The following is a 22,747-nucleotide window of genomic DNA, read 5'->3' on the forward strand; positions in this document are numbered from 1 at the left end:
CGAGGACGCGCCATGGCCAACAAGCCTGAATATGTCGACCTGATCAGCGAAGCCACGCGCCAGCACCGCCGGCGCGCGACGCCGCTGTCCATCGTCGCCAAGCCGGAGGTCGAGGAGACCTCGAAGCTCAGCCGCTGGCCGCCCGCGATGTTCAAGCAGTGGAAGCTGGACAATCTGATGCGGTGGAAGGCTTCGTCGTGGAAGCTGAAGGATTGGCTGTAGCTACGCGCTCCGTCATGCCCGGGCATAGCCGTCCGTAGGACGGCGTCGCTTCCGCTCGCCTATGTCCCGGCCATGACGCTGTTCGAATAGTTTCCGTTACCAATACCGGTACGGATAGTGCCAGCGGTGCCAGCGGCAGACGCGGCGCGGGCCATAATAGGTCCAGATGATCCGGCAGCGGCGCGGATGGTGGTAGTAGGGATAATAGCCGCCGACATAATAGCGCCGGTGGAAGTGGCGATGGCCGTAGTGCGGCCGATAGATCCCGTAGCGCTGAAATCCGCCATAGCGGTGAACGCCGCCATAGCGATAGCCACCGCCGTGGAAGGCCGGCGCGGCGCGGATGCCGCCGATATGAGCGCCATGGAATCCACCGCTGCGGAAACCGCCGACATGTCCGCCGCCACCGCGGAAGCCTCCGCCACCGTGAAAATGTCCGCCCCCGCCATGTCCGCCGCCGCCGTGACGAACCTGCGTGACGAGGTCGTCGCTCGCGGCCTTGGCCGCGGGGGACGTCGCCGGATTGATCAAGGCGAGTGCTTCAGCGCGACGCGCGGTCCCCGCCGACAGCATCAGTGTCGCGGCGGCCGCAATCCCGAGCAGGCGCATCGGGCTTGCCCTGAGACCTCTTATTCTCAGCATGGAATCCTCCCTGAATCCGGACAGCGGAGTTGCGATGCTCGTTTCCGGCCCGCGTCATCCCTGTTCAATTGCAGTCGCTCCCGGGATTAAATTGCGGACAGCGACGTGAACGCGCCATGAATGAACGAAGCCGGTGACTGCGATGCGGTGCCGCGACGAGAGGAGTTTCGGAAATGACCGTCTATGCGATCGCGCAGCTGACGATGACGGACCGCGCCGCCTATGACCGTTACCAGGCGCGGTTCTTCGATGTGTTCAGGAAGTTCAATGGCCGGCTGCTCGCCGCCGATGAACGCCCGCGCGTGCTCGAAGGGACGTGGCCGCACGACAAGCTCGTCATGATGTCGTTTCCCGACGAGGCCGCCTTCCTCGCCTTCTCGAACTCACCCGACTACGATGAAATCTCGCGTGATCGCAAAGCCGGCGCGAAGGCGACCGTGCTCTTGGTCAAGGGATTCGCGCCCGCCGGCTAGCGCGTCACCTGAACGGGCCGTAGCCGAATACGAAGGGTGCGGGCACGCCGTAGGGATAGGGACGGTAGTGCACGGGCCGCGCGTAATAGCGGGGATCACGGCGCACGAGGGGCGGCACAATGTATTGGGTTCGCGCGGGCCGCCGCCCATCGAAGATCGCAGTCCCTGCCGAGGCCTCCGGCACCGTCACCCTTGGCGCCGCGGACGCGCGAGGCAGACCGGCGGCAAGCGCGACGGCAACGGCCCATGCAACCCATCTCGCCATGATCACCCCACCGGGCTCCAACGCCGAGCGCCGCCTGCCTCAGCCCGGACGCCAGTAGCAGCTCACACGCGGCACGATCACGGTGCCGCTCGGCCGGAATTCCTGCACATAGGTCGCGTTGCACACGCGGACCGCATTGGGACCCGGATTGTAGCGCGGGTAGACGCCATCAGGCGTGTAATAGGGTGTGACGCGCAGGCGCGCCGGATGCCGCTTGCGCGGCGGCGGGATGTCGTCCGGTGCCGCCGCCTGCGCCAGCCTCACCCCGGGGGCCGCCGTCTGCGCCTCCGCGCCAACGCAAAACTGCGAAAACAACCCCATGCACAGTAGCGTCAGCGCTGTTTTTGCTCGCATTTTTTTGCCCACCTGAAACGTCCCAACCGAGGCCCACGCTCCCCGTTTTGGCGCCGCCCGTCAACCTAGCCCGCGCTTATAAAGCGGGATGCATCGCCAAGGAACCCGCGCTAAGAGATGCCCATGTGGACGGAATCGAAAGCACCCTCGCTGGCCGAGATGGAAGCGACGGCGCACGAAATCTTCGAAGGCCTGCCGGCGGAATTTCGCACCCTGTGCGAGGGCGTGATCATCCGCGTCGACGACTTCCCCACCGAGGAGGTCCTGGACGAGATGGAATGCGAGAGCGAGTTCGACCTGCTCGGCCTGTTCCAAGGTGTCGGCCTGCCGCAACAGAGCCTTGGCGACGTGGCGCGGCTGCCCAACATGGTCTGGCTCTACCGCCGGCCGATCCTGGATTACTGGGCCGAGCACGATGAGAACCTCGGCCATATCGTCCGCCACGTCCTGATCCACGAAATCGGTCACCATTTCGGCCTGTCGGACGACGATATGGCGGCGATTGAGGCGCGGGCGGAGTAGGGAGCGCGCCTCCCCCGAGGCTTGATCCAGCCAAGCAGACGAGACCTGCCGAATTCGGCCTAGGATTTCCGCTCCAATCGCGATAAATACGCCTTCCTTGAACCACCCCCGGGAAAGCGCAACCATGGACAAGTTCACCACGCTGGAAGGCGTCGCGGCGCCGCTGAAGATCATCAATGTCGACACCGACATGATCATTCCGAAGCAGTACCTCAAGACCATCAAGCGTACCGGCCTTGGCAAGGGGCTCTTCTCCGAGCAGCGCTACAAGGACGACGGCAGCGAGAATCCTGATTTCGTGCTCAACCAGCCCGCCTATCGCAACGCGAAAGTGCTGGTGGCCGGCGACAATTTCGGCTGCGGCTCGAGCCGCGAGCACGCGCCCTGGGCGCTGCTCGACTTCGGCATCCGCTGCGTGATCTCGACCTCGTTCGGCGACATCTTCTACAACAACTGCTTCAAGAACGGCATTCTGCCGATCCGCGTCTCGCAGGAGGACCTCGACAAGCTGTTCGACGACGCCGAGCGCGGCGCCAACGCGACGCTGACGATCGACCTGCCGAACCAGGAAATCCGCGGCCCCGACGGCGGCAAGGTCAAGTTCGAGATCGACCCGTTCCGCAAGCACTGCCTGATCAACGGCCTCGACGACATCGGTCTCACCATGGAGAAGAAGGCCTCGATCGACAGCTACGAGGACAAGCTCAAGCGCGAACGCGCCTGGGCCTGAGATCGCTCTCTGCTTCGAGCCCCGGTGCCGTCAGCGCCGGGGCTTTTTCTTTGCCCTGCTTATCCCTATAGCTCGCCCTATGCTCCCCGAGATCGTCACCTTCTGGCATGGCCCGATGGACGCACTGCGCCAGACCTGTCTGCGCTCGCAGTTAGCTGCCGGCCACAAGGTCACCGTCTACAGCTTCGACACCATTCCCGGCCTGCCTGCCGGCGTCGAGAATGCGGAGGCAGAAGCGATCCTGCCGCATGCGTTCTCCGAACGGCTGCGGCCGCCGCAGCCGGACGGCAGCTGGCGCGACTGGACCATTCTGCAGTTCAGCGACTTCTTTCGCATGAAGCTGATGGCGAAGGGCCTCGGTCTCTGGCTCGATGCGGACGTGCTGCTCTTGAAGCCCGTCGAGATCGATCCGGCAAAGCCCTACTTCGCCTGGGAGCGGCCGCGCCAACTCGGCAATTCCGTGATCTATCTGCCGGCCAAGCACGGCATCGTCGCCGCCTTCGAGGAGCTGATGGAGCAGGAGGAGCTGACGCCGAACTGGCTGTCGGTGCGCCACCGCGTCACCTTCATGATGCGCCGCCTGCGCGGCGGCTCGAATCGCCTTGCGGACATTCGCGTTGCGATCTTTGGGCCCGCAGCACTGACCGCGCTCGCGCGACGCACCGGCGAGCTCGGATGCGCGCTGCCGAAGCAGTCGTTCTACGCCGTGCATGCCGAACCGAAACTGTTCTTCGATCCCTCGAGCTATCTCGGGCTCGTCACCAACCCCGAGATCATCGGCCTGCATATCTCGCCCAAGGGACGTGGCGGCGAAAAGCCGATTCCGGGCAGCCTGTATGCCTGGGCGGCGGAGCGGTTCGGCTAAGTCTCGTGCCCCGGACGCAGCGCAGCGCTACTCCAGCGGTGCGCTGCAGAGCCGGGGCCCAGCACAGCGGAGGAATGGGTCCCGGCTCTGCGCAGCAGCGTTGCACGCTGCAGCGCGTCCGGGACACGCCACCGGGTTTGGCCCTTCCGAGTTTGATCCAGCGCAACGCGCCCCTGCAACATCGTGCTTAATTCGCTCCAATTCCGCCGTCCGAAGGGAGCTTTCCATGAGCACCGCAAGCAGGCCTTATCCCATCGTCCAGGACCTCATCGAATCCTTTGCGGGCTGGCTGAAGCACCGCCGCGAGATCAACGAGATGCGGCAGCTCGATCGCGCCGATTTCGACCGGATCGCGAACGACCTGAGGATCGCGCCTGACGATCTGGAAGAGCTGGTCCGTCACGGCAAGCACTCTGCCGACGAGCTGCCCAAAATGCTCGAACAGCTCGGCATCAGCGCCGAAGGCCTCGGCCGCGCGCAGCCGCTGCTGCTGCGCGATTTGGAGCGGGTCTGCTCGCTGTGCAATCACAAGGCACAATGCGACCGCGATCTCGCCGATCGCACTGCCGCGGAGAATTATCACGGCTATTGCGCCAATGCCGCAACCCTGGAGTCGCTCGACCACGCCGACGTCGCGCCGCGCTGAATCTGCTGCGGCGGCTATTCGTTCAACATCGATAGAACGATGCGCGCAAGATCAGCAGGCCGCCGCACCAATTGGTCCGCGCCCGCCGTCTCGATCTCGTCCCGGCTGCCATATCCCCAGAGCACGCCGAGGCCGCGCATCTTGACTGCGTGAGCGCCAATGATGTCGTGGCGGCGATCGCCGACCATGAGGCTGCGCGAGGCGGCGATATCCTGTTCGGCCAGGATATGGGCGAGCAGTTCCGGCTTGTGATCCAGCCCGCCGCCCGGCACCGAACCGTAGATGCCGTCGAAAAGCACCGCCAGATTCAGGTTTTCCAGGATTCGTCGCGCGAAAACCTCGCGCTTCGATGTGGCGAGATAGATCCGCAATCCGCCGCGTCGCATATCCTCGATCGCGAAGCCGATTCCGGGATAGGGCTCGCTTCCGAGCAGACCGGTTTCGCCATAGTGCTCGCGATAGGCGACGGCGGCTTCATCGATCCGGTCGTCGCCGTACGCGGCAAGCAGAGTCCGCAGGATGTCTTCGAGCGGTGGCCCGATGGTTATGTCGGGTGCATTGCCGGGGTCGTGTCCGAGCGCACGCAATGCGGCTGAGCAGCTCGCGACGATGCCCGGCCGGGAATCAACCAACGTTCCGTCGAGATCAAGCAGGACGGAACGGGCAGAGCGCACCCCTCAGCCCTTCCCCATCGCCGCAATCGCGTCCGCGATCGCGATCGTGCGCCGCGCCATGTCGGCGTGCAGGCGCTCCACCATGGCGCCATCGAGGCGGATCGCGCCGCGCGAGGCGTTCTCCGGCAGTTCGAACGCCGCGATGATCTTTCGCGCGCGCGCGACCTCCTCCTCGGGCGGCGTGAAGATCGCGTTGCAGGCGTCGATCTGCGAGGGATGAATCAGCGTCTTGCCGTCGAAACCGAGATCGCGGCCTTGCGCGCATTCGGTGGCGAAGCCATCGGAGTTGGCGATGTCGCTGTAGGGCCCGTCGAGGATTTCGAGGCCGTGGGCGCGCGTCGCCAGGATGCAATGGGTGATCATCGGGATCATCGCGGCGCGGCCGGGCAGCATCCTGATGCGCGTCTCGCGCGAGATGTCGTTGGGACCGAACACGAAACCGGAGAGGCGCCGCGATGGATCGCGCCCGGCCTCGGCCAGCTCCTCAGCATGCAGCACGGCGCGCGCGGTCTCGATCATGGCCCAGACCTTCACCGTCGGCGCGGCGCCGAGCTCGGTGAGACGCAGACCGATCGTATCGAGATCTTCGATGCTTGAAACTTTTGGAACCAGGATGCCGTCAGGCGAGGCCTTGGCGGCCATCGCGGCGTCGTCGGCCCACCAGGGCGTGTCGAGACCGTTGGTCCGGATCAGGATCTCGCGCCTGCCAAAGCCCTTGGCTGCGATCGCGGCGGCGATGCCGTCACGCGCCGCCGCCTTGGCGTCAGGGGCAACCGAATCTTCCAGATCCAGGATCAGGCCGTCGGCGGCGAGATTGCGCGCTTTCTCCAGCGCGCGGGGGTTGGAGCCGGGCATGAACAGATGGCTGCGGCGCGGGCGGGTCATGCAGGCGTTCCTTCCGGTTTCCTCGGTCTTATTCTGGCCGAAGCCGATAGCACTTGGCCTGCTCATTCGAAAGGCTTGTTCGTCCCTGCGGTATATGGTTAGGCATAGCCATGACGACATTCCCGAAGCATTTGCTGGAAGGCTACAGGGCCTTCGCCACCCAGCGGCTGCCGGCCGAGCAGAACCGCTACCGCGAGCTCTCGGTCAAAGGGCAGTCGCCCGAGACGATGGTGATCGGCTGCTGCGACTCGCGGGTCTCCCCCGAGGTGATCTTCGACGCGGGGCCGGGCGAACTCTTCGTCGTCCGCAACATCGCCAACCTGGTGCCGACCTATCAGCCTGACGAAAACGCACACGGCGTCTCGGCGGCGCTGGAGTTTGCGGTGACGGTGCTGAAGGTGAAGCACATCGTGGTGCTCGGCCACGCGCAATGCGGCGGCATCCGCGCCTTCGTCGACAAGATCGAGCCGCTCACGCCCGGCGATTTCATCGGCAAATGGATGCAGATGTTCATCAAGCCGGGTGAGGTGGTGGAGCAGCGCGCCCACGAAACCATGGCGCAATTCGTCGAGCGCATCGAGAAGGCAGCGGTGTTCCGCAGCCTGGAAAACCTGATGACGTTCCCGTTCGTACGCAAGGCGGTGGAGAGCGGCCAAATGCAGACTCACGGCGCCTATTTCGGCGTCGCAGAGGGATCGCTGTTCGTGCTGGACAAGGTCGCGAAGGAATTCAAGAACGCGCGGGCTGTGGCTTGAATTCGTAGGGTGGGTTACGCCCAGCGACTCCGCGAAGCGGAGTTCGCACGGCGTAACCCACCACTTCTGTCACCGCGGATACCAAAGAGGTGGGTTACGCCGTGCGGACTGCGCTTCGCGCAGCCGCAGGGCTAACCCACCCTACATTCTTCTTTAGGCCGCTTTCTTCTTCGCGGTGATCAGCTTGCGGTTGATCAGGACTTCCGCGATCTGGATCGCGTTGAGGGCTGCGCCCTTGCGCAAATTGTCGGACACGCACCAGAGCACGAGACCGTTCTCGACCGTCGCGTCCTCGCGGATACGGCTGATATAGGTGGCGTCCTCGCCGGCCGCTTCATAGGGCGTGGCGTAGCCCCCGGGCTCCTGCTTGTCGATGACGAGGCAGCCGGGCGCCTTGCGCAGGATCTCGCGGGCTTCGTCCGCGCTGATCGGATTCTCGAACTCGATGTTGACGGCCTCGGAATGGCCGACGAACACCGGCACGCGCACACAGGTCGCGGTCAGCTTGATCTTGGGATCAAGAATCTTCTTGGTCTCCGCCATCATCTTCCACTCTTCCTTGGTGAAGCCGTCCTCCATGAAGACGTCGATGTGGGGGATGACGTTGAAGGCGATGCGCTTGGGGAATTTCTTCGCGACCAGCTCGTCATTGGTGTAGACGGCCTTGGTCTGCGAGAACAATTCGTCCATCGCGTCCTTGCCCGCGCCCGACACCGACTGATAGGTCGAGACCACGACGCGCTTGATGGTCGCCTTGTCGTGCAGCGGCTTGAGCGCGACCACGAGCTGCGCGGTCGAGCAGTTCGGGTTGGCGATGATATTCTTCTTCTTGAAGCCTTCGGTCGCAGCCGCATTCACTTCCGGCACGATCAGCGGCACGTCCGGATCCATGCGCCAGGCCGAGGAATTGTCGATCACCACCGCGCCGGCGGCGCCGATCTTCGGCGACCATTCCTTCGACACCGAACCGCCCGCCGACATCAGGCAGATGTCGACGTCGGAGAAATCGTAATGCTCGAGCGCTTTGACCTTCAGGGTGCGGTCGCCGTAGGAGACCTCGACGCCGACGCTGCGGCGTGACGCCAGCGCCACGACCTCGTCCGCGGGGAATTTGCGCTCATCCAGGATGTTGAGCATTTCCCGTCCGACATTGCCGGTCGCGCCGACGACTGCGACTTTGTAACCCATCGTTCACTCTCCGGTGAAAAAGCCCGTTCCTGAAGCTGACGCTTAAACAGGAAGAGCAGCGCTTCTATGCGAGAACCGGCCCCAAGACAACGTGGGACCATGCCTTAGGGACGTGGATGCAGTCGCCCGAGGCCAGCACGGCCGCAATCTCGACCCGGACCAGTCTCCATCTGGCATTGGCAGCCTTCGCCGACGAGGTCGTCGGCACGCTGGCGCGGCTGTTCGCCTATGTGGGGACGCTCGCGCTGTTTGCCATCCTGGGCCTTGCGGCGCTCGGCCAGCTGCCCGATTTACGCGACGATGAGCTGGCGCCGCAACCAGGCTGGACCGTGGCCGACCGCTCGCAGCCGGGTTTCGCCCTCAGCCGGCTTGATTCATCAGAGAAAACAGCCTCTTACACCATCCTTCGGCATCCTGAAGGGGGCCGCCGCGACGTCATGCGCTGGACCGGCGATGCTGACAAGGTGCTGGCCCAGCTCGAGATTTACCGGGAGGGCGGCGAATTCGACCTGACCCGTCCGGCAACCATGGACCTCGCCGTCCAGATGGGCCTGAACGCGGCGACGCCGCTCGAGCAGGCCGGCCTGATCGAGACGAAATTCGGCCCCGTGGCGCTGTTCCGGCCGGTCGCCGCCGCGGCGGGCGAGCGAGCCTGCCTCGGCTACCTCAAACGCAACGAGGAGCCCGCCTTGCAGATCTCCGGCTTCTCCTGCCAGGGCGACACCCTGCCCGCTCAGCGCGCGGCCATCGCCTGCACGCTGAACCGGCTCACGCTCTTGACCTCCGGCAACGAACCGAAGCTGGCGGACCTGTTCGCCCGTGCCGAGCTGAAGCGCCGCGCTTGCGACCTTGCGGGTTCACCGGACTGGCTGCTGGGCGCCGCGAACGCGCAATTGCGCGGGGCGCTTTGACCGGCATCAAGTCCAGGTCAGCTGAGCAAGTGGCTGGTATTGATGCAACTTTTGCCGGCGCGCCCGATTATTTTCGAGCTGGTGTGACCCAATAGACCTAGTTGCGCTTACCCCAGCCGGGCTAGTATGGGGTGAAATCGACTGGCGGCGCGCCGCCTGAAGGGGACGTGATGAGCTCGAAATTCTCTGCCAAATTGGCGACCTTGTTTGCTGCGGGCGCCGTGATTGCCATGTCCTCTGCCATGTTCTTGGCGACGCCGGCCTCGGCCGACAACAAGACCAAGCGTTATGACGAGCGCGGCCGGCATTATTACGGCCCAACGGGCCCCAACGCCGTCTACCAGCAGGGCCGCACTCGCATCTATGTCAGCAAGCGCTCCTGGCTCGACGGCGGCACCGAGGTCAATCCGGGCGACCGCAAATTCAGCGACTACGCCTTCCCGCCGGCCGTGGGCTATCCGTCCTTCGCCCGCGAAAACCGCAACCGCCCGATCGATCGCCAGCCGCTCTCGCCGCCGCAGGACGTCGGCGGCTATCCGCAGAATTTCCCGCTGTACTGAGCGGCGGATCTTTCCGAATCAAAATGGCCGGGCGAAAGCCCGGCCATTTTTGTTTTGAAAGTCGTGTGGTGCCGTAGGGTGGGTTGGCCGAAGGCGTAACCCACCACTGTTTGTCTCCGCGAAGACAGTAGAGGTGGGTTACGCCAAGCGGTCTGCGCTTCGCGCAGTCCGCATGGCTAACCCACCCTACGACAGCAGCGCCTATGCGTGCAGCTTCTGCAATTCCTTCAAGATCGCTTCGCCCATCTGCGTGGTGGAAGCAGCCGTGGTGCCCTCCGACTTGATGTCGGCGGTGCGCAGGCCGCTGGCCAGCACCGCGGCGATCGCGGCGTCGATCTTGTCGGCGAGCGCGCCCAGGTCGAAGGAATAGCGCAGCGCCATGCCGAACGACGAGATCATCGCGATCGGATTGGCGAGGCCCTTGCCGGCGATGTCAGGCGCCGAGCCGTGCACGGGCTCGTACAACGCCTTGCGCTTCTTGGTCTTGACGTCGACCTCGCCGAGCGAAGCCGAGGGCAGCATGCCGAGCGAGCCGGTGAGCATCGCCGCGATGTCGGACAGCATGTCGCCGAACAGATTGTCGGTGACGATGACGTCGAACTGCTTCGGCCATTTCACCAGCATCATGCCGCCGGAATCGGCGAGCTGATGCTCGAGCGTGACATCAGGGTATTCGCGCTTGTGGACCTGGGTCATGACCTCGTTCCAGAGCACGCCCGACTTCATGACGTTGCGCTTCTCCATCGACGTCACCTTGTTCTTGCGCTTCCTGGCAAGCTCGAAGGCGACGCGGCCGATGCGCTCGATCTCATAGGTGTCGTAGACCTGGGTATCGACGGCGCGCTTCTGGCCGTTGCCGAGATCGGTGATGGTCTTGGGCTCGCCGAAATAGACGCCGCCGGTGAGCTCGCGCACGATCATGATGTCGAGGCCCTCGACCGCCTCGCGCTTCAGGCTCGAAGCATCGGCCAGCGCCGGATAGCACACGGCGGGGCGCAGGTTCGCGAACAGCGCGAGGTCCTTGCGCAGGCGCAAGAGACCGGCTTCGGGGCGCACCTCGTAAGGAACGGCATCCCATTTCGGGCCGCCGACCGCGCCGAAGATGATGGCATCGGCGGCCAGCGCCTTGGCCATGTCGCCCTCGGAGATCGACACCTTGTGCGCGTCATAGGCGGAGCCGCCGACGAGGCCGGTATCAGTCTCGAACTTGGCGATCCCTGCCGAATTGAGCCAGTCGATCAGCCGCTTCACCTCGCCCATCACCTCGGGGCCGATACCGTCGCCGGGAAGCAGCAGCAGTTTGTGGGTCGCCATGGTCGTTCTTCCTCCGTTTCGTCATGGCCGGCATAGCCGGCCTAAGGACGGCGTCGCTTCCGCTCGTCTATGTTCCGGCCATCCACGTCCTGACTTGCGGTGCAAAGAACGTGGATGCCCGGCACAAGGCCGGGCATGACGGCATCTCGTGAATTTCGGCCGGAGTGCTAGAGCGGTGTTGCGCGCTTGGCAAGACACCATTGCCGGGGTGCGGCTGTGCAAGGCGGACGGGGCCTGCCACACTGGGCAAGCCGGAGTATCCCCTTGCACGCCCCTGACCGCGCCCCGCCCTACGCGCACCCCGCGCGGCTGATCCTGACCCTGTCGCTCGCCGCCACCGTCGGGCTCGGCATCGGCCGCTTTGCCTATGCGCTGGTGCTACCTGATATGCGCGAGAGCCTCGGCTGGTCCTACTCGGCGGCCGGATTCATGAATACCATCAACGCCGTCGGCTATCTCGTCGGCGCGCTATTGGCGTCCCGCCTGATCCAGCGCGTCGGTTGGGCGGCCGCCATCCGCGGCGGAACCCTCGCCTGCGTCGCCGCGCTCGCAACTTGCGCGCTGACGGGCAATTTCGTCGCGCTGAGCCTGGCGCGCCTCGCGCTGGGTCTCGGTGCCGCGGCCGGCTTCGTCGCCGGCGGCGCGCTGGCCGCCACCATTGCCCAGTCGCGGCCCGAGCGGGCCAATTTCCTGCTCAGCCTGTTCTATGCCGGACCCGGCATCGGCATTCTGTCCTCTGGGCTGATCGCCCCGTTCACGCTGCAATATTTCGGTCCGGGCTCGTGGTGGATCGTCTGGTGGACGCTGACGCTATTGTCGGTCGCGATGACGATCCCGCTGTTCCTGATCCGCATCGAGAGCAGCGTCCGCTTCTCGGAGGGCGGTCACGCCTCGTTCGCGATTTTGCCCGTGCTGATCTATCTCGCCGGCTACTTCCTGTTCGGCGCCGGCTACATCGCCTACATGACCTTCATGATCGCCTATGTACGCGACGGCGGCGGCGGGGCCGCGGCGCAGGCGGCATTCTGGAGCCTGATCGGCCTATCCGCTTTCGCGACGCCCTGGGCCTGGCGCGGCGTGCTGGCACTCGACCGCGGCGGATTGGCCACCGCCATCATCCTCGGCACCAACGCGTTAGGCGCAGCACTGCCCATGCTTGGGCATTCGCCGGCATGGCTTGCGGTTTCGGCTGTCGTGTTCGGCGTCGCCTTCTTCGCCGTGGTCGGCTCGACCACCGCCTTCGTGCGCTTCAACTATCCGCCGCAGGCATGGCCGACCGCGATCGCGGCGATGACGATCTCGTTCGGCGTCGGCCAGACGCTCGGGCCGATCGTGGTCGGCGCGATCACGGACGCGCTGGGGAGCTTGAGTTACGCGCTGAATGTATCGGCGGCACTGCTGGCGCTCGGCGCGGCGGCGGCGTTGTGCCAGCGGAAGGTGGGGCCAGCCAAGAAAGCGGTGCCGTAATCGATGTCGTCCCCGCGAACGCGGGGACCCATACCGCGTCATCTTTCCATGGCGAAAGCTAGAAGTACCGAACAACTTATCTTCGCCAAACCTCTCCCTGGGGTTATGGGTCCAGGATCTGCGCGCGCTTGAAGCGCGCTTGTCCGGGACGACAGCGGGGCTAGCTCCCGCTGAACGAATTATAGCCCTGGTCTTCCCAATAGCCGCCCTTGTAGTCGTTGGTGACTTCCATCGAGACCACGTATTTCGGGTTCTTGAAGCCGAGCTTCGTGGGCACGCGGATCTTCATGGGGAAGCCATAGGCGCGCGGCAGGATCTCGCCCGCATATTTGAACGTCATCTGGGTCTGCGGATGCAGGGCGCTGCGCATATCCAGGGGCGAATTGTAGCCCTCCTTGTCGGCGCACTGGAACCAGACGTATTTCGCACGCGTGTCGGCGCCGATCAGCTTGAGGAAATCACGCAAGGGCGTGCCGGTCCAGCTGCCGATCGCGCTCCAGCCCTCGACGCAAATGTGGCGGGTGATCTGCGTGACCTGCGGCAGCTTATAGAGCTCGTCCAGCGTCCAGGACTTCTTGTTGTCGACGAGACCGCGGACCTCAAGCTTCCAGTCTGCGGCCAAGACATCCGGCGCGTCGTCGAGATCGTAATAGGCGTTGAACGGAAACGGTTTCGTGATCGCGCTCTCAGGGAAGGTCGGCGCCAGCGCGTCGGGATTGAAGATGAAGGCCTGCACGGCGTCGTTGAACTTCGAGACCTGCTTCAGCATCTCCTCGGCCGAGGAGGAATCGACGACGTCGCAGCCGGTGAGCAATGTCAGCGCGCCGAGGCTGGCGCCGCCCGCGATGAAGCGGCGGCGGGTGACGTCGGGCATGGTCTTGATGGAATCCTTGATCAACAGCCGCTTGTCGACGCCGGGGATCAGGAATGAACGCTTGGCCATGTTATCCTCCTCAACGACCGATGATCATGGCGCGCAGGCTCTTCGGCACCAGCAGCGCGAGCACGACGTGAACGACGAGGAACGCGCAGATCGCGGCCATGCAGAAGAAATGGATGTAGCGCGCGGTCGGGTAGTCGCCGAACAGCGCGACCAGATAATAGAGCTGCACCGGCTTCCACATCCCTAAGCCCGTGAGCACGATCAGCACGCCGACCAATATGATGCCGGCATAGAGCAGGCGCTGCACGTAATTGTAGACGGTGAGATCGTCATGGCCGAGCTTGAAGGTCAGGGCGGCCCTGACGTCATGAAGCACCCCAGACGGGGTGATCGGAAACAGCTTTTTGGCGAAGCGGCCGGTGGCAAAGCCGGTGACGAGATAGGCGAGGCCGTTGATCATCAACAGCCACATCGCGGCAAAATGCCAGAGCAGGCCGCCGCCGAGCCAGCCGCCGAGCGTGTATTCGCGCGGGAAGGTGAAGGCGAACAACGGCGAGGCGTTGTAGATCTGCCAGCCCGACAGGATCATCAGGATCATGGCAAGCGCGTTGATCCAATGCATGACCCGCACCCAGGCGGGCTGGATCACTTTGGCCGGATTACCCCTGACCTGCTCGTCGGTGACTGTGAGGCTCGCCATGGTGGTTCCATCCTGATCGGTCCGTCCTGGGATCGCGTGTTGGGAATTATACGCCGGGTCGCCGGTTTTCGTTACGCCCTGCCAGCCATCGAATCGATGCCGTCAGGCTATTGTGGTCACAAAAAAGCGAGCCGGGCATCCCCGGCTCGCGGTCTCGAAGCATCCTGTTCGGGGATGAAACAGGATCGCGCGGTGTTACGTCGCCGGCATCAGCACGGTGTCGACCACATGGATGACGCCGTTCGACTGATTGACGTTGGAGATCGTCACCATCGAGCTGCCGCCCTTGGCATCGACGATCCAGACCTTGCCGTCCATCTTCTTGACCGTCAGCTCCTCGCCCTCGGCGGTCTTCAGCTTCTTGCCGTCGGTGAGGTCGGAGGCCTCGAGCTTGCCGGGCACGACATGGTAGGTGAGGATCTTGGTCAGCGTCGCCTTGTTCTCGGGCTTGACCAGATTGTCGACAGTGCCGGCCGGCAGCTTGCCGAAGGCGGCGTTGGTCGGCGCGAACACCGTGAACGGGCCCTTGCTTTCCAGCGTCGGCACCAGGCCCGCCGCCTTCACCGCCGCCACCAGCGTGGTGTGGTCCTTCGAGTTGACCGCGTTCTGGACGATGTTCTTCGAGGGGAACATCGCGGCGCCGCCGACCATGACGGTCTTTTCCTCGGCGCTCGCAGGCGCGACGATTGTCGCGGTGATGGCCAGGGCGCTGAAGGCGGCGGCAGCGAGATAGGCAATGCGCTTCGACATGGAGAATCTCCCGATTGAATTGGTACCGGCGATGGCCGGCGTTGAGTTGGGGCAACAACGGCAGCTGCGACAGTTAAGGGGTGATGCAGCAGCGCCGTCGTTGGACCGAACTACGGGAGGGTTTGGGTTGCGGTTTCGGAGAAAAATTCTTTGTGATGCGTGAAACTATGCGGGGGGATGTTCGTGTGGGTCGCGGTGCGCGCGACACACTCCGCTGTCGTCCCGGACAAGCGCAGCGTAGATCCGGGACCCATACCACGGGGAGATGTTTGACGAAGACTCGGAGTGACCCGTCGCGTGCGACAAATTCTCCCTGTGGTTATGGATCCCCGCGCTCGCGGGGACGACACCGAATGTGTTGTACGCGCGCCGCCTCTCAATCCCTGTTGTTCGGCGTCTGGATGAAGCCGCGATTATGCGTCGGGCTGATCAGCACTTCGTTGATGCAGACTCTGGCCGGCATGCTGGCGATGAATGCGATGGTGCGGCCGAGATCTTCGGGTTGCAGCATCTTGGCCTGCTCCTCCTCGCTCGGCACCACCGGGCGCAGCTTCAGGATCGGCGTCGCCACCTCGCCCGGCATCAGGCAGCAGGCGCGCAGGCCGTTGATGCATTCGTCCATGTTGAAGGAATGGGTCAGCGCCAGCACCGCATGCTTGGTGGTGGTGTAGGCTGGGCCCGGCATCTTCGAGACGTGGCGGCCGGCCCAGGACGAGACGTTGATGATCGCGCCGTCCTGCTGCTTGCGCATCGTCGGCAGCACCGCGCGCATGCAGTAGAGCACGCCGTTGAGATTGACCTGGACCAGCTGGTCCCAGCCTTCCAGATCCATGTCCTTCCAGCTGCGCTTGGGAACATTGATGCCGGCATTGTTGACGAGCAGGTCGATGCGGCCGTGCCTGGCGACGATCTGATCGGCGGCCTTCTGGGCCTCGGCGGCATTGGAGACATCAAGCGCGAGCGCCTCGGCGGCCCCGCCCGCCTTGATGATCTTGGCAACCACGGTATCCAGGGCTGACTGGCGCCGCCCCGACACCACCAAAGTCCAGCCGTCGGCCGCCAGCGCCTCCGCGCCGGCCTCCCCGATCCCGCTGCCACCGCCCGTCACCCAGGCCACGCGTTTCCCAACTCTGGTCATGCAAACTGTCTCCGTTGCTTCATCGGGGCGGTTTTTGCTAATCCAGCCCTCGGTTTTGACCGGCCTTGTCCAACAAGCCTTGTCGTACAAGCCCCTGCGGTCGAGGAATTCTTGCATGAACCCAGCAGCTAACGCCAATTTGTTTTCCCGCCTGTTCGACGGCCTCGACGATCCCAAACGTCTCGCGATCGAGACGCATGACGGCGGGCACATCAGCTATGGCGATCTGATCGCGCGGGCCGGGCAGATGGCAAACGTGCTGGTCGCGCGCGGCGTGAAGCCGGGCGACCGCGTCGCGGTGCAAGTCGAGAAGTCCGTGGCCAACATCGTGCTGTATCTCGCCTCGGTGCGGGCCGGCGCGGTCTATCTGCCGCTCAACACCGCCTATACGCTGAACGAGCTCGACTACTTCATCGGCGACGCCGAGCCTTCGCTGGTGGTCTGCGATCCCGCCAAGGCCGAAGGCCTCGCCCCGATCGCCGCCAAGGTGAGCGCCAAGGTCGAAACGCTCGGGCCTGACGGCAAGGGCTCGCTGACCGACGCGGCCGACAAGGCGAGCGGCGAGTTCACGACCGTGCCGCGGGCAAACGACGATCTCGCCGCGATCCTCTACACCTCGGGCACGACCGGCCGTTCCAAGGGCGCGATGCTCAGCCACGATAATCTCGCGTCGAACTCGCTCTCGCTCGTCGACTACTGGCGCTTCACCGACAAGGACGTCTTGATCCACGCGCTGCCGATCTATCATACGCACGGCCTGTTCGTGGCGACCAACGTGACGCTGTTCGCACGGGCATCGATGATCTTCCTGCCGAAGCTCGATCCGGACCTCATCATCAAGCTGATGGCGCGCGCCACCGTGCTGATGGGCGTGCCGACCTTCTACACGCGGCTGCTGCAGAATCCCGCACTCTCGCACGAGACGGCCAAGCACATGCGGCTGTTCGTCTCGGGCTCGGCGCCGTTGCTGGCCGAGACCCATCGCGAATGGTCGGCGCGCACCGGGCACGCGGTGCTCGAGCGCTACGGCATGACCGAGACCAACATGAACACGTCGAACCCCTATGACGGCGAACGGGTGCCCGGCGCGGTCGGCTTTCCCCTCCCCGGCGTCTCCGTGCGCGTGACCGAGCCCGAGACGGGCAAGGAACTGCCGCGCGACGAAATCGGCATGATCGAGGTGAAGGGCCCGAACGTCTTTAGGGGCTATTGGCGCATGCCGGAGAAGACCAAGGCCGAATTGCGGCCCGACGGCTTCTTCATCACCGGTGACCTCGGCAAGATCGACGCCAAGGGTTATGTGCACATCCTCGGCCGCGGCAAGGATCTCGTCATCTCCGGCGGTTTCAACGTCTATCCCAAGGAAATCGAGAGCGAGATCGACGCCATGCCGGGCGTGATCGAATCCGCGGTGATCGGCGTGCCGCACGCCGATTTCGGCGAGGGCGTCACGGCGGTGCTGGTGCGCCAGCCCGGCGCGAGCATCGACGAAGCGGCCGTGCTGAAGGGCCTGGACGGACGCCTCGCGAAGTTCAAGATGCCCAAGCGCGTCTTCGTCGTCGACGAGCTGCCGCGCAACACCATGGGCAAGGTGCAGAAGAACGTCTTGCGCGAGACGTACAAGGATATTTACGCGAAGAAGTAGGGGCGGTTTAGCGAAGACCGCGCCACACCGTAGCTGTCATGCCACGCGAAGGCGGGGCATCCAGTACGCCGCGGCTTCTCGGTCAATCATTGCTGCCTCTGGAATACTGGATTGCCCGCCTTCGCGGGCAATGACACCGAATATGTGGTGTGCAGTTTGCCTCGAGCCCTACTGCCCACCCGCCAGGCTCAGCCCAAACCGGCTGCCGACAATAAACAGATAGCATCCGAACGCCACTTCCAGCCTGCGCTTCGACATCGCATGTGCGGCTCTCACGCCGAGCGGTGCGGTGACGAGGCTCATCGGCATCACCAGCACGGCACCGATCAACGAGACGTAGCCGAGCGCGAACGGCACTTGCAGCGCGGCGACGGCCGGATAAGTCGCCGCCGCCGGCCAGCCTGCATAGATGTAGCCGAGCGCGCCGGGGATCGAGATCAGCACGGCGAGCGCCGACGAGGTCGCGACCGCCTGATGGATCGGGCGGCCGTAGAAGGTCATCAAGAGGTTCGAGAACAGGCCGCCGCCGATTCCCATCAGCGTCGAGAGAATGCCGACGCAGAAGCCGTAGGCCCGCATCGAGAGGCCCTTCGGGAGATCCTCGCCGAACCTCCAGCCCTCGCGCGCCAAGATGAGACGCGCTGCCGCCGAATAGGCGACGGCGACGAACACGATCTTGAACAGCCGCTCGGGCGCGTAGCGCGCGATCACGCTGCCGGCGACGACGCCGATCACGATCGGCAGCCACCAGACGCGCAGGATGGTCATGTCGACCGCGCCGCGCTTGTAATGCGCTTGGAACGAGCGGATCGAGGTCGGGATGATCACCGCGAGCGAGGTGCCGACGCAGAGCGGCATGCGCACCTCGAGCGGCACGCCGGCGATGCGGAAACATTCGTAGAACACCGGTACGAGAATTGCGCCGCCACCGATGCCGAACACGCCGGCCAGGAACCCCGAGAGCGCGCCGGTTGCAATCAGCAACACCGCGAGCTCGACGATCTCCTTGATAGCAAGACCCGCAATCACCCCTGACCTGCCCCCGCGACCTGGTCGCAGCGGCTCGCTTCAGAGGGCTGCATCCGGAGCATTAGGCGATCTGATTCGCGCGGTCGACTCGCCGGGCTTCCCGGCTGGGGTGGAATGCAGGCTGCGCATATCCAAAACCGGATCGAGCGGACCGCTGGGAGGACGCAGAATGGCGTGCGCTCGTGGGGGTTGGCGCCCCGGCTCGGCACCATCGGCCGTTTTGGACGGCATGGTCCGTTTAGATGCGTTCCAATAGTAATTTCAACGGACCTTGCTCCTCTTCTAAGTAATGATTATATATTCGTTACTTCGTTGGTGGACGGGGACGCTGGTATACCAAGGCCCTGATTGGCCTTGCATCATCAAGGCTCTAGAGCTGAACGGTCGTTCGATTTATGGCGATTTGGTGATTGCGCGGGCCAAATCGACTCCGTAAATAGAGCCGACCTTTCCGATCCCCGCGCGCCCCCTGTTGGGCCGCAATACAACATCAAAGCCCATGACCGCACGGATCGAACGACCGCTATCGCCACACATCCAAAACTACCGCTGGACGCTGACGATGGCGCTGTCCATCGTCCATCGCGCCACCGGCGTCGCCCTTTACGTCGGCACCCTGCTGCTGGCCTGGTGGCTGATCGCAGCGGCCTCCGGCCCCGCCGCCTATGCCCATGTCCAGGCCTTCACCGGCAGCATCATCGGCCGTCTGATCGTGTTCGGTTACACCTGGGCGCTGATGCACCATATGCTGAGCGGCATCCGGCATTTCGTGTGGGACCTCGGCTACGGCTTCAAGGCCAATGAGCGGGAAGCGCTGACCTGGGGCGCGCTGATCGGCGGCATCGCGCTGACCGTGCTGGTCTGGATCATCGCCTATGCGATCGGAGGCGGACGATGAGCGCGACCGATACGCCCAAGCGCAGCATGCGCACCCCGCTCGGCCGCGTCCGCAATCTCGGCGCGGCGCATTCCGGCACGTCCGATTTCTGGCGCCAGCGCATCACCGGCGTCGCCATGACGCTGCTGATGATTCCGGTGATCGTGATCGTCATGATGCTGCTCGGCCGCAATCAGGCCGGCGCCGCGCAAATCCTCGGCTCGCTGCCGATCGCTGTGATCCTCCTGCTCTTCATCTTCGCCAGCGCCTGGCACATGAAGATCGGCATGCAGGTGGTGATCGAGGACTACGTCCATAACGAGAAGCTGAAGCTCGTCTCGATCATGCTCAACAACTTCTTCTCGATCGCCGTGGCACTCGCCTCGACCTACGCGATCCTGAAACTGTCCTCCGGAGTGTAACCCATGGCCACCACAACGAATGGCTCGGGCAACGGCGCTCCCGCCACCAACGGCAAAGCCTATCCGATCGAAGACCACACCTATGACGTCGTCGTGGTCGGCGCCGGCGGCGCGGGCCTGCGCGCCGTCGTCGGCTGCAGCGAGGCGGGCCTGCGCACGGCCTGCATCACCAAGGTGTTCCCGACCCGCTCGCACACGGTTGCGGCGCAGGGCGGCATCTCCGCTTCGCTCGGCAACATGCACAAGGACGACTGGCGCTGGCACATGTACGACACCGTGAAGGGGTCGGACTGGCTGGGCGACCAGGACGCGATCGAGTACATGGTGCGCAACGCGCCCGCGGCGGTGTACGAGCTCGAACATTGGGGCGTGCCGTTCTCGCGCACCGAGGACGGCAAGATCTACCAGCGTCCGTTCGGCGGCATGACCATGGACTTCGGCAAAGGCCAGGCGCAGCGCACCTGCGCCGCCGCCGACCGTACCGGCCACGCCATGCTGCACACGATGTACGGCCAGTCGCTGCGCCACGCGGCCGAGTTCTTCATCGAGTTCTTCGCCATCGACCTGATCATGGACGACCAGGGCGCCTGCCGCGGCGTGATCGCGCTCAAGCTCGACGACGGCACGCTGCATCGCTTCCGCGCCCAGACCACTATTCTGGCGACCGGCGGCTATGGCCGCGCCTACGCCTCCTGCACCTCGGCGCATACCTGCACCGGCGACGGTGGCGGCATGGTGCTGCGTGCCGGCCTGCCGCTCCAGGACATGGAGTTCGTCCAGTTCCACCCGACCGGCATCTACGGCGCGGGCTGCCTCGTCACCGAGGGCGCGCGCGGCGAAGGCGGCTACCTCGTCAATTCCGAGGGCGAGCGCTTCATGGAGCGCTACGCGCCGTCGGCCAAGGACCTCGCCTCGCGCGACGTCGTCTCGCGCGCGATGACCATCGAGATTCGCGAGGGACGCGGCGTCGGCAAGAAGAAGGACCACATCTTCCTGCATCTCGACCATCTCGATCCGGCCGTGCTGGCCGAGCGGCTGCCCGGCATCTCCGAATCGGCAAAGATCTTCGCCAACGTCGACGTGACGCGCGAGCCGATCCCGATCGTGCCGACCACGCACTACAACATGGGCGGCATCCCCACGAACTATCACGGCGAAGTGCTGACCAAGAAGGACGGCGACGACAATGCCGTGGTTCCCGGCCTGATGGCGCTGGGCGAAGCCGCCTGTGTCTCCGTGCACGGCGCCAACCGCCTCGGCTCCAACTCGCTGATCGACCTTGTCGTGTTCGGCCGCGCCGCGGCGCTGCGCTGCGCCGAGAAGCTGACGCCCAACGCCGAGCAGCCGGAGCTGCCGGCGAACTCGGCTGAAAAGGCGCTCGGCCGACTCGACCATTACCGCTACGCCTCCGGCGGCACGCCGACCGCAAAGCTGCGCGAAGGCATGCAGCACGTGATGCAGAACAATTGCGCGGTGTTCCGCACCGGCGAAGTGCTGAGCGAAGGCCAGAACCTGATCGCGAAGGTCCACAGCGGCATCACCGACATCGCCGTGTCCGATCGTTCGCTGGTGTGGAATTCGGATCTCGTCGAGACGCTCGAGTTCGACAACCTGATCGGGCAGGCGGTGGTGACGATGAACTCGGCCGCCAACCGCACCGAGAGCCGCGGCGCCCATGCCCGCGAGGACTTCTCCGAGCGCGACGACAAGAACTGGATGAAGCACACGCTGGCCTGGCTGGACGATGCCGGCAAGGTCAAGATCGAGTACCGCCCGGTTCACGACTACACCATGACCAACGACGTGCAGTACATCCCGCCGAAAGCGCGCGTGTACTGAGCGAACAGCGAAGGCCTTATCGAAATGGTTGAATTCGCACTTCCGAAGAACTCCAAGATCACCGGCGGCAAGACCTGGCCGAAGCCCGCGGGCGCGACAGAGGTTCGCGAGTTCCGGGTCTATCGCTGGAATCCGGACGACGGCAAGAATCCGAGCGTCGACACCTATTACGTCGACACCAATGATTGCGGGCCGATGGTGCTGGACGGCCTGATCTGGATCAAGAACCACATCGACCCGTCGCTGACCTTCCGCCGCTCCTGCCGCGAAGGCGTCTGCGGCTCCTGCGCCATGAACATCGACGGCCAGAACACGCTGGCCTGCACCCGCTCGATGCACGACGTGAAGGACGGCGCGGTGAAGGTCAATCCGCTGCCGCACCAGCCGGTGGTGAAGGACCTGGTGCCCGACCTCACCAATTTCTACGCCCAATACGCCTCGGTCGAGCCGTGGCTGAAGACGACCTCGCCGACCCCGCAGAAGGAATGGCGCCAGACCCACGAGGACCGCGAGAAGCTCGACGGCCTCTACGAATGCATCCTCTGCGCCTGCTGCTCGACCTCGTGCCCCAGCTATTGGTGGAACAGCGAGCGCTATCTCGGCCCCGCCGCGCTGCTCCAGGCCAACCGCTGGGTGTCCGATTCGCGCGACGAGGCGACCGGCGAGCGGCTCGACAACCTCGAGGATCCGTTCCGGCTCTATCGCTGCCACACCATCATGAACTGCGCCAAGGCCTGTCCGAAGGGCCTCAACCCGGCCGAAGCCATCGCCGAGCTCAAGCTCAAGATGGTCGAGCGCCAGATCTGAAGACGAAGTTCGTGCTTTCAGTCCCGGCCGGACCGGCCGGGACGTTCCGAGATCGCGGTCAATTCGAGGAGAATTTTCTCCGACCCGCCGCGCGCGCAAGTTTCCGGATCACAACCTGCGGTTCCCCGCACAAGCTGCTTCCTTCCTCACGCGAGATTCAGTTAAGCTCCGGTCAGGGACGGAG

The 22,747-nt window shown here is 64.5% G+C and carries 27 protein-coding genes; 15 read left to right on the forward strand and 12 right to left on the reverse strand.

The window, feature by feature from the left end; translation table 11 throughout:
- The first annotated feature begins 12 nt into the window (after positions 1-12).
- Positions 13-222: a hypothetical protein gene (locus XH84_RS35255; protein WP_128918884.1), complete on the forward strand. Its 210-nt coding sequence runs from the start codon at positions 13-15 to the stop codon at positions 220-222.
- A 96-nt stretch (positions 223-318) separates the two neighbouring features.
- On the opposite strand, the gene XH84_RS35260 is transcribed toward XH84_RS35255, so the two are convergent.
- Positions 319-864, reverse strand: a complete 546-nt coding sequence (locus XH84_RS35260; protein WP_128918885.1) for a hypothetical protein — start codon at positions 862-864, stop codon at positions 319-321.
- A 173-nt stretch (positions 865-1,037) separates the two neighbouring features.
- On the opposite strand from XH84_RS35260, the gene XH84_RS35265 reads away from it, so the two are divergent.
- Positions 1,038-1,337 carry a DUF1330 domain-containing protein gene (locus XH84_RS35265; RefSeq protein ID WP_128918886.1) on the forward strand — a complete coding sequence of 100 codons (300 nt, stop codon included), beginning with the start codon at positions 1,038-1,040 and terminating at the stop codon, positions 1,335-1,337.
- 4 nt (positions 1,338-1,341) lie between these two features.
- On the opposite strand, the gene XH84_RS35270 is transcribed toward XH84_RS35265, so the two are convergent.
- Positions 1,342-1,602, reverse strand: coding sequence for a hypothetical protein (locus tag XH84_RS35270; RefSeq protein ID WP_128918887.1), 261 nt, complete (start codon positions 1,600-1,602; stop codon positions 1,342-1,344).
- Positions 1,603-1,641: 39 nt separating this feature from the next.
- Positions 1,642-1,923, reverse strand: a complete 282-nt coding sequence (locus tag XH84_RS35275; RefSeq protein ID WP_164936187.1) for a hypothetical protein — start codon at positions 1,921-1,923, stop codon at positions 1,642-1,644.
- A 156-nt stretch (positions 1,924-2,079) separates the two neighbouring features.
- Between XH84_RS35275 and XH84_RS35280 the strand changes: the two genes are divergently transcribed.
- The 4 genes from XH84_RS35280 to XH84_RS35295 all read left to right on the forward strand — a co-directional run bounded on the left by XH84_RS35280 (position 2,080) and on the right by XH84_RS35295 (position 4,719).
- Positions 2,080-2,478: a metallopeptidase family protein gene (locus XH84_RS35280; RefSeq protein ID WP_128918889.1), complete on the forward strand. Its 399-nt coding sequence runs from the start codon at positions 2,080-2,082 to the stop codon at positions 2,476-2,478.
- 124 nt (positions 2,479-2,602) lie between these two features.
- Positions 2,603-3,208 carry a 3-isopropylmalate dehydratase small subunit gene (gene leuD, locus XH84_RS35285; protein WP_027573022.1) on the forward strand — a complete coding sequence of 202 codons (606 nt, stop codon included), beginning with the start codon at positions 2,603-2,605 and terminating at the stop codon, positions 3,206-3,208.
- A gap of 79 nt (positions 3,209-3,287) precedes the next feature.
- A complete protein-coding gene (locus tag XH84_RS35290; RefSeq protein ID WP_128918890.1) occupies positions 3,288-4,073 on the forward strand; it encodes a glycosyltransferase family 32 protein in 786 nt (261 codons plus the stop codon).
- Between the two features lie 226 nt (positions 4,074-4,299).
- Positions 4,300-4,719 carry a hypothetical protein gene (locus tag XH84_RS35295; protein WP_128918891.1) on the forward strand — a complete coding sequence of 140 codons (420 nt, stop codon included), beginning with the start codon at positions 4,300-4,302 and terminating at the stop codon, positions 4,717-4,719.
- Positions 4,720-4,733: 14 nt separating this feature from the next.
- Here the strand turns inward: XH84_RS35295 and XH84_RS35300 are convergent, their stop codons facing one another.
- Positions 4,734-5,393 carry an HAD hydrolase-like protein gene (locus tag XH84_RS35300; protein WP_128918892.1) on the reverse strand — a complete coding sequence of 220 codons (660 nt, stop codon included), beginning with the start codon at positions 5,391-5,393 and terminating at the stop codon, positions 4,734-4,736.
- Positions 5,394-5,396: 3 nt separating this feature from the next.
- Complete coding sequence (locus XH84_RS35305; protein WP_128918893.1) at positions 5,397-6,278, reverse strand: HpcH/HpaI aldolase/citrate lyase family protein; 882 nt, start codon at positions 6,276-6,278, stop codon at positions 5,397-5,399.
- 110 nt (positions 6,279-6,388) lie between these two features.
- On the opposite strand from XH84_RS35305, the gene XH84_RS35310 reads away from it, so the two are divergent.
- Entirely contained in the window at positions 6,389-7,033 is a 645-nt protein-coding gene (locus tag XH84_RS35310; protein ID WP_128918894.1) for a carbonic anhydrase, read from the forward strand.
- 153 nt (positions 7,034-7,186) lie between these two features.
- Here XH84_RS35310 and XH84_RS35315 read toward each other — a convergent pair whose 3' ends face one another.
- Positions 7,187-8,221 carry an aspartate-semialdehyde dehydrogenase gene (locus XH84_RS35315; protein ID WP_128918895.1) on the reverse strand — a complete coding sequence of 345 codons (1,035 nt, stop codon included), beginning with the start codon at positions 8,219-8,221 and terminating at the stop codon, positions 7,187-7,189.
- A 116-nt stretch (positions 8,222-8,337) separates the two neighbouring features.
- Here XH84_RS35315 and XH84_RS35320 point away from each other — a divergent pair, with 116 nt between their 5' ends.
- On the forward strand, positions 8,338-9,132 hold the full coding sequence (locus XH84_RS35320; RefSeq protein ID WP_128918896.1) for a hypothetical protein: 795 nt from the start codon (positions 8,338-8,340) through the stop codon (positions 9,130-9,132).
- Between the two features lie 170 nt (positions 9,133-9,302).
- Positions 9,303-9,692: a hypothetical protein gene (locus XH84_RS35325; RefSeq protein WP_128918897.1), complete on the forward strand. Its 390-nt coding sequence runs from the start codon at positions 9,303-9,305 to the stop codon at positions 9,690-9,692.
- A gap of 201 nt (positions 9,693-9,893) precedes the next feature.
- On the opposite strand, the gene leuB is transcribed toward XH84_RS35325, so the two are convergent.
- A complete protein-coding gene (gene leuB / locus XH84_RS35335; RefSeq protein ID WP_128918898.1) occupies positions 9,894-11,006 on the reverse strand; it encodes a 3-isopropylmalate dehydrogenase in 1,113 nt (370 codons plus the stop codon).
- Positions 11,007-11,270: 264 nt separating this feature from the next.
- On the opposite strand from leuB, the gene XH84_RS35340 reads away from it, so the two are divergent.
- Positions 11,271-12,473: a YbfB/YjiJ family MFS transporter gene (locus XH84_RS35340; RefSeq protein WP_128918899.1), complete on the forward strand. Its 1,203-nt coding sequence runs from the start codon at positions 11,271-11,273 to the stop codon at positions 12,471-12,473.
- A 160-nt stretch (positions 12,474-12,633) separates the two neighbouring features.
- On the opposite strand, the gene XH84_RS35345 is transcribed toward XH84_RS35340, so the two are convergent.
- The 4 genes from XH84_RS35345 to XH84_RS35360 form a co-directional block, all read right to left on the reverse strand.
- Complete coding sequence (locus XH84_RS35345) at positions 12,634-13,416, reverse strand: molybdopterin-binding protein (RefSeq protein ID WP_128918900.1); 783 nt, start codon at positions 13,414-13,416, stop codon at positions 12,634-12,636.
- A gap of 10 nt (positions 13,417-13,426) precedes the next feature.
- Positions 13,427-14,056, reverse strand: coding sequence for a cytochrome b/b6 domain-containing protein (locus XH84_RS35350; protein ID WP_128918901.1), 630 nt, complete (start codon positions 14,054-14,056; stop codon positions 13,427-13,429).
- 195 nt (positions 14,057-14,251) lie between these two features.
- Positions 14,252-14,806, reverse strand: coding sequence for a fasciclin domain-containing protein (locus tag XH84_RS35355; protein ID WP_128918902.1), 555 nt, complete (start codon positions 14,804-14,806; stop codon positions 14,252-14,254).
- Positions 14,807-15,182: 376 nt separating this feature from the next.
- The gene (locus XH84_RS35360) at positions 15,183-15,944 is read right to left on the reverse strand and encodes an SDR family oxidoreductase (RefSeq protein ID WP_128918903.1); all 762 of its coding nucleotides are present in this window, start codon (positions 15,942-15,944) and stop codon (positions 15,183-15,185) included.
- Between the two features lie 115 nt (positions 15,945-16,059).
- Here XH84_RS35360 and XH84_RS35365 point away from each other — a divergent pair, with 115 nt between their 5' ends.
- Positions 16,060-17,589, forward strand: a complete 1,530-nt coding sequence (locus XH84_RS35365) for a malonate--CoA ligase (RefSeq protein WP_128918904.1) — start codon at positions 16,060-16,062, stop codon at positions 17,587-17,589.
- A 168-nt stretch (positions 17,590-17,757) separates the two neighbouring features.
- Here XH84_RS35365 and XH84_RS35370 read toward each other — a convergent pair whose 3' ends face one another.
- The gene (locus XH84_RS35370) at positions 17,758-18,618 is read right to left on the reverse strand and encodes a sulfite exporter TauE/SafE family protein (protein ID WP_128918905.1); all 861 of its coding nucleotides are present in this window, start codon (positions 18,616-18,618) and stop codon (positions 17,758-17,760) included.
- A gap of 499 nt (positions 18,619-19,117) precedes the next feature.
- On the opposite strand from XH84_RS35370, the gene sdhC reads away from it, so the two are divergent.
- Genes sdhC through XH84_RS35390 form a run of 4 tightly spaced genes read left to right on the forward strand, consistent with a single transcriptional unit; the run spans position 19,118 to position 22,563 of the window.
- A complete protein-coding gene (sdhC, locus tag XH84_RS35375; RefSeq protein WP_128918906.1) occupies positions 19,118-19,516 on the forward strand; it encodes a succinate dehydrogenase, cytochrome b556 subunit in 399 nt (132 codons plus the stop codon).
- Complete coding sequence (sdhD, locus tag XH84_RS35380) at positions 19,513-19,917, forward strand: succinate dehydrogenase, hydrophobic membrane anchor protein (RefSeq protein ID WP_128918907.1); 405 nt, start codon at positions 19,513-19,515, stop codon at positions 19,915-19,917. Before sdhC ends, sdhD begins: the two co-directional genes overlap by 4 nt.
- A 3-nt stretch (positions 19,918-19,920) precedes the next feature.
- Positions 19,921-21,756 carry a succinate dehydrogenase flavoprotein subunit gene (gene sdhA, locus XH84_RS35385; RefSeq protein WP_128918908.1) on the forward strand — a complete coding sequence of 612 codons (1,836 nt, stop codon included), beginning with the start codon at positions 19,921-19,923 and terminating at the stop codon, positions 21,754-21,756.
- Between the two features lie 24 nt (positions 21,757-21,780).
- Positions 21,781-22,563: a succinate dehydrogenase iron-sulfur subunit gene (locus XH84_RS35390; protein WP_128918909.1), complete on the forward strand. Its 783-nt coding sequence runs from the start codon at positions 21,781-21,783 to the stop codon at positions 22,561-22,563.
- Positions 22,564-22,747: the final 184 nt, after the last annotated feature.

This window comes from Bradyrhizobium nanningense, assembly GCF_004114535.1.
Taxonomy (GTDB): domain Bacteria; phylum Pseudomonadota; class Alphaproteobacteria; order Rhizobiales; family Xanthobacteraceae; genus Bradyrhizobium; species Bradyrhizobium nanningense.

Excerpts from the sequence above, each read along its gene's own strand:
- XH84_RS35255 (WP_128918884.1), top strand. The coding sequence starts at position 13 with ATGGCCAACAAGCCTGAATATGTCGACCTGATCAGCGAAGCCACGCGC.
- XH84_RS35260 (WP_128918885.1), bottom strand. The coding sequence starts at position 864 with ATGCTGAGAATAAGAGGTCTCAGGGCAAGCCCGATGCGCCTGCTCGGG.
- XH84_RS35265 (WP_128918886.1), top strand. The coding sequence starts at position 1,038 with ATGACCGTCTATGCGATCGCGCAGCTGACGATGACGGACCGCGCCGCC.
- XH84_RS35270 (WP_128918887.1), bottom strand. The coding sequence starts at position 1,602 with ATGGCGAGATGGGTTGCATGGGCCGTTGCCGTCGCGCTTGCCGCCGGT.
- XH84_RS35275 (WP_164936187.1), bottom strand. The coding sequence starts at position 1,923 with ATGGGGTTGTTTTCGCAGTTTTGCGTTGGCGCGGAGGCGCAGACGGCG.
- XH84_RS35280 (WP_128918889.1), top strand. The coding sequence starts at position 2,080 with ATGTGGACGGAATCGAAAGCACCCTCGCTGGCCGAGATGGAAGCGACG.
- leuD (WP_027573022.1), top strand. The coding sequence starts at position 2,603 with ATGGACAAGTTCACCACGCTGGAAGGCGTCGCGGCGCCGCTGAAGATC.
- XH84_RS35290 (WP_128918890.1), top strand. The coding sequence starts at position 3,288 with ATGCTCCCCGAGATCGTCACCTTCTGGCATGGCCCGATGGACGCACTG.
- XH84_RS35295 (WP_128918891.1), top strand. The coding sequence starts at position 4,300 with ATGAGCACCGCAAGCAGGCCTTATCCCATCGTCCAGGACCTCATCGAA.
- XH84_RS35305 (WP_128918893.1), bottom strand. The coding sequence starts at position 6,278 with ATGACCCGCCCGCGCCGCAGCCATCTGTTCATGCCCGGCTCCAACCCC.
- XH84_RS35310 (WP_128918894.1), top strand. The coding sequence starts at position 6,389 with ATGACGACATTCCCGAAGCATTTGCTGGAAGGCTACAGGGCCTTCGCC.
- XH84_RS35315 (WP_128918895.1), bottom strand. The coding sequence starts at position 8,221 with ATGGGTTACAAAGTCGCAGTCGTCGGCGCGACCGGCAATGTCGGACGG.
- XH84_RS35320 (WP_128918896.1), top strand. The coding sequence starts at position 8,338 with ATGCAGTCGCCCGAGGCCAGCACGGCCGCAATCTCGACCCGGACCAGT.
- XH84_RS35325 (WP_128918897.1), top strand. The coding sequence starts at position 9,303 with ATGAGCTCGAAATTCTCTGCCAAATTGGCGACCTTGTTTGCTGCGGGC.
- leuB (WP_128918898.1), bottom strand. The coding sequence starts at position 11,006 with ATGGCGACCCACAAACTGCTGCTGCTTCCCGGCGACGGTATCGGCCCC.
- XH84_RS35345 (WP_128918900.1), bottom strand. The coding sequence starts at position 13,416 with ATGGCCAAGCGTTCATTCCTGATCCCCGGCGTCGACAAGCGGCTGTTG.
- XH84_RS35350 (WP_128918901.1), bottom strand. The coding sequence starts at position 14,056 with ATGGCGAGCCTCACAGTCACCGACGAGCAGGTCAGGGGTAATCCGGCC.
- XH84_RS35355 (WP_128918902.1), bottom strand. The coding sequence starts at position 14,806 with ATGTCGAAGCGCATTGCCTATCTCGCTGCCGCCGCCTTCAGCGCCCTG.
- XH84_RS35360 (WP_128918903.1), bottom strand. The coding sequence starts at position 15,944 with ATGACCAGAGTTGGGAAACGCGTGGCCTGGGTGACGGGCGGTGGCAGC.
- XH84_RS35365 (WP_128918904.1), top strand. The coding sequence starts at position 16,060 with ATGAACCCAGCAGCTAACGCCAATTTGTTTTCCCGCCTGTTCGACGGC.
- sdhC (WP_128918906.1), top strand. The coding sequence starts at position 19,118 with ATGACCGCACGGATCGAACGACCGCTATCGCCACACATCCAAAACTAC.
- sdhD (WP_128918907.1), top strand. The coding sequence starts at position 19,513 with ATGAGCGCGACCGATACGCCCAAGCGCAGCATGCGCACCCCGCTCGGC.
- sdhA (WP_128918908.1), top strand. The coding sequence starts at position 19,921 with ATGGCCACCACAACGAATGGCTCGGGCAACGGCGCTCCCGCCACCAAC.
- XH84_RS35390 (WP_128918909.1), top strand. The coding sequence starts at position 21,781 with ATGGTTGAATTCGCACTTCCGAAGAACTCCAAGATCACCGGCGGCAAG.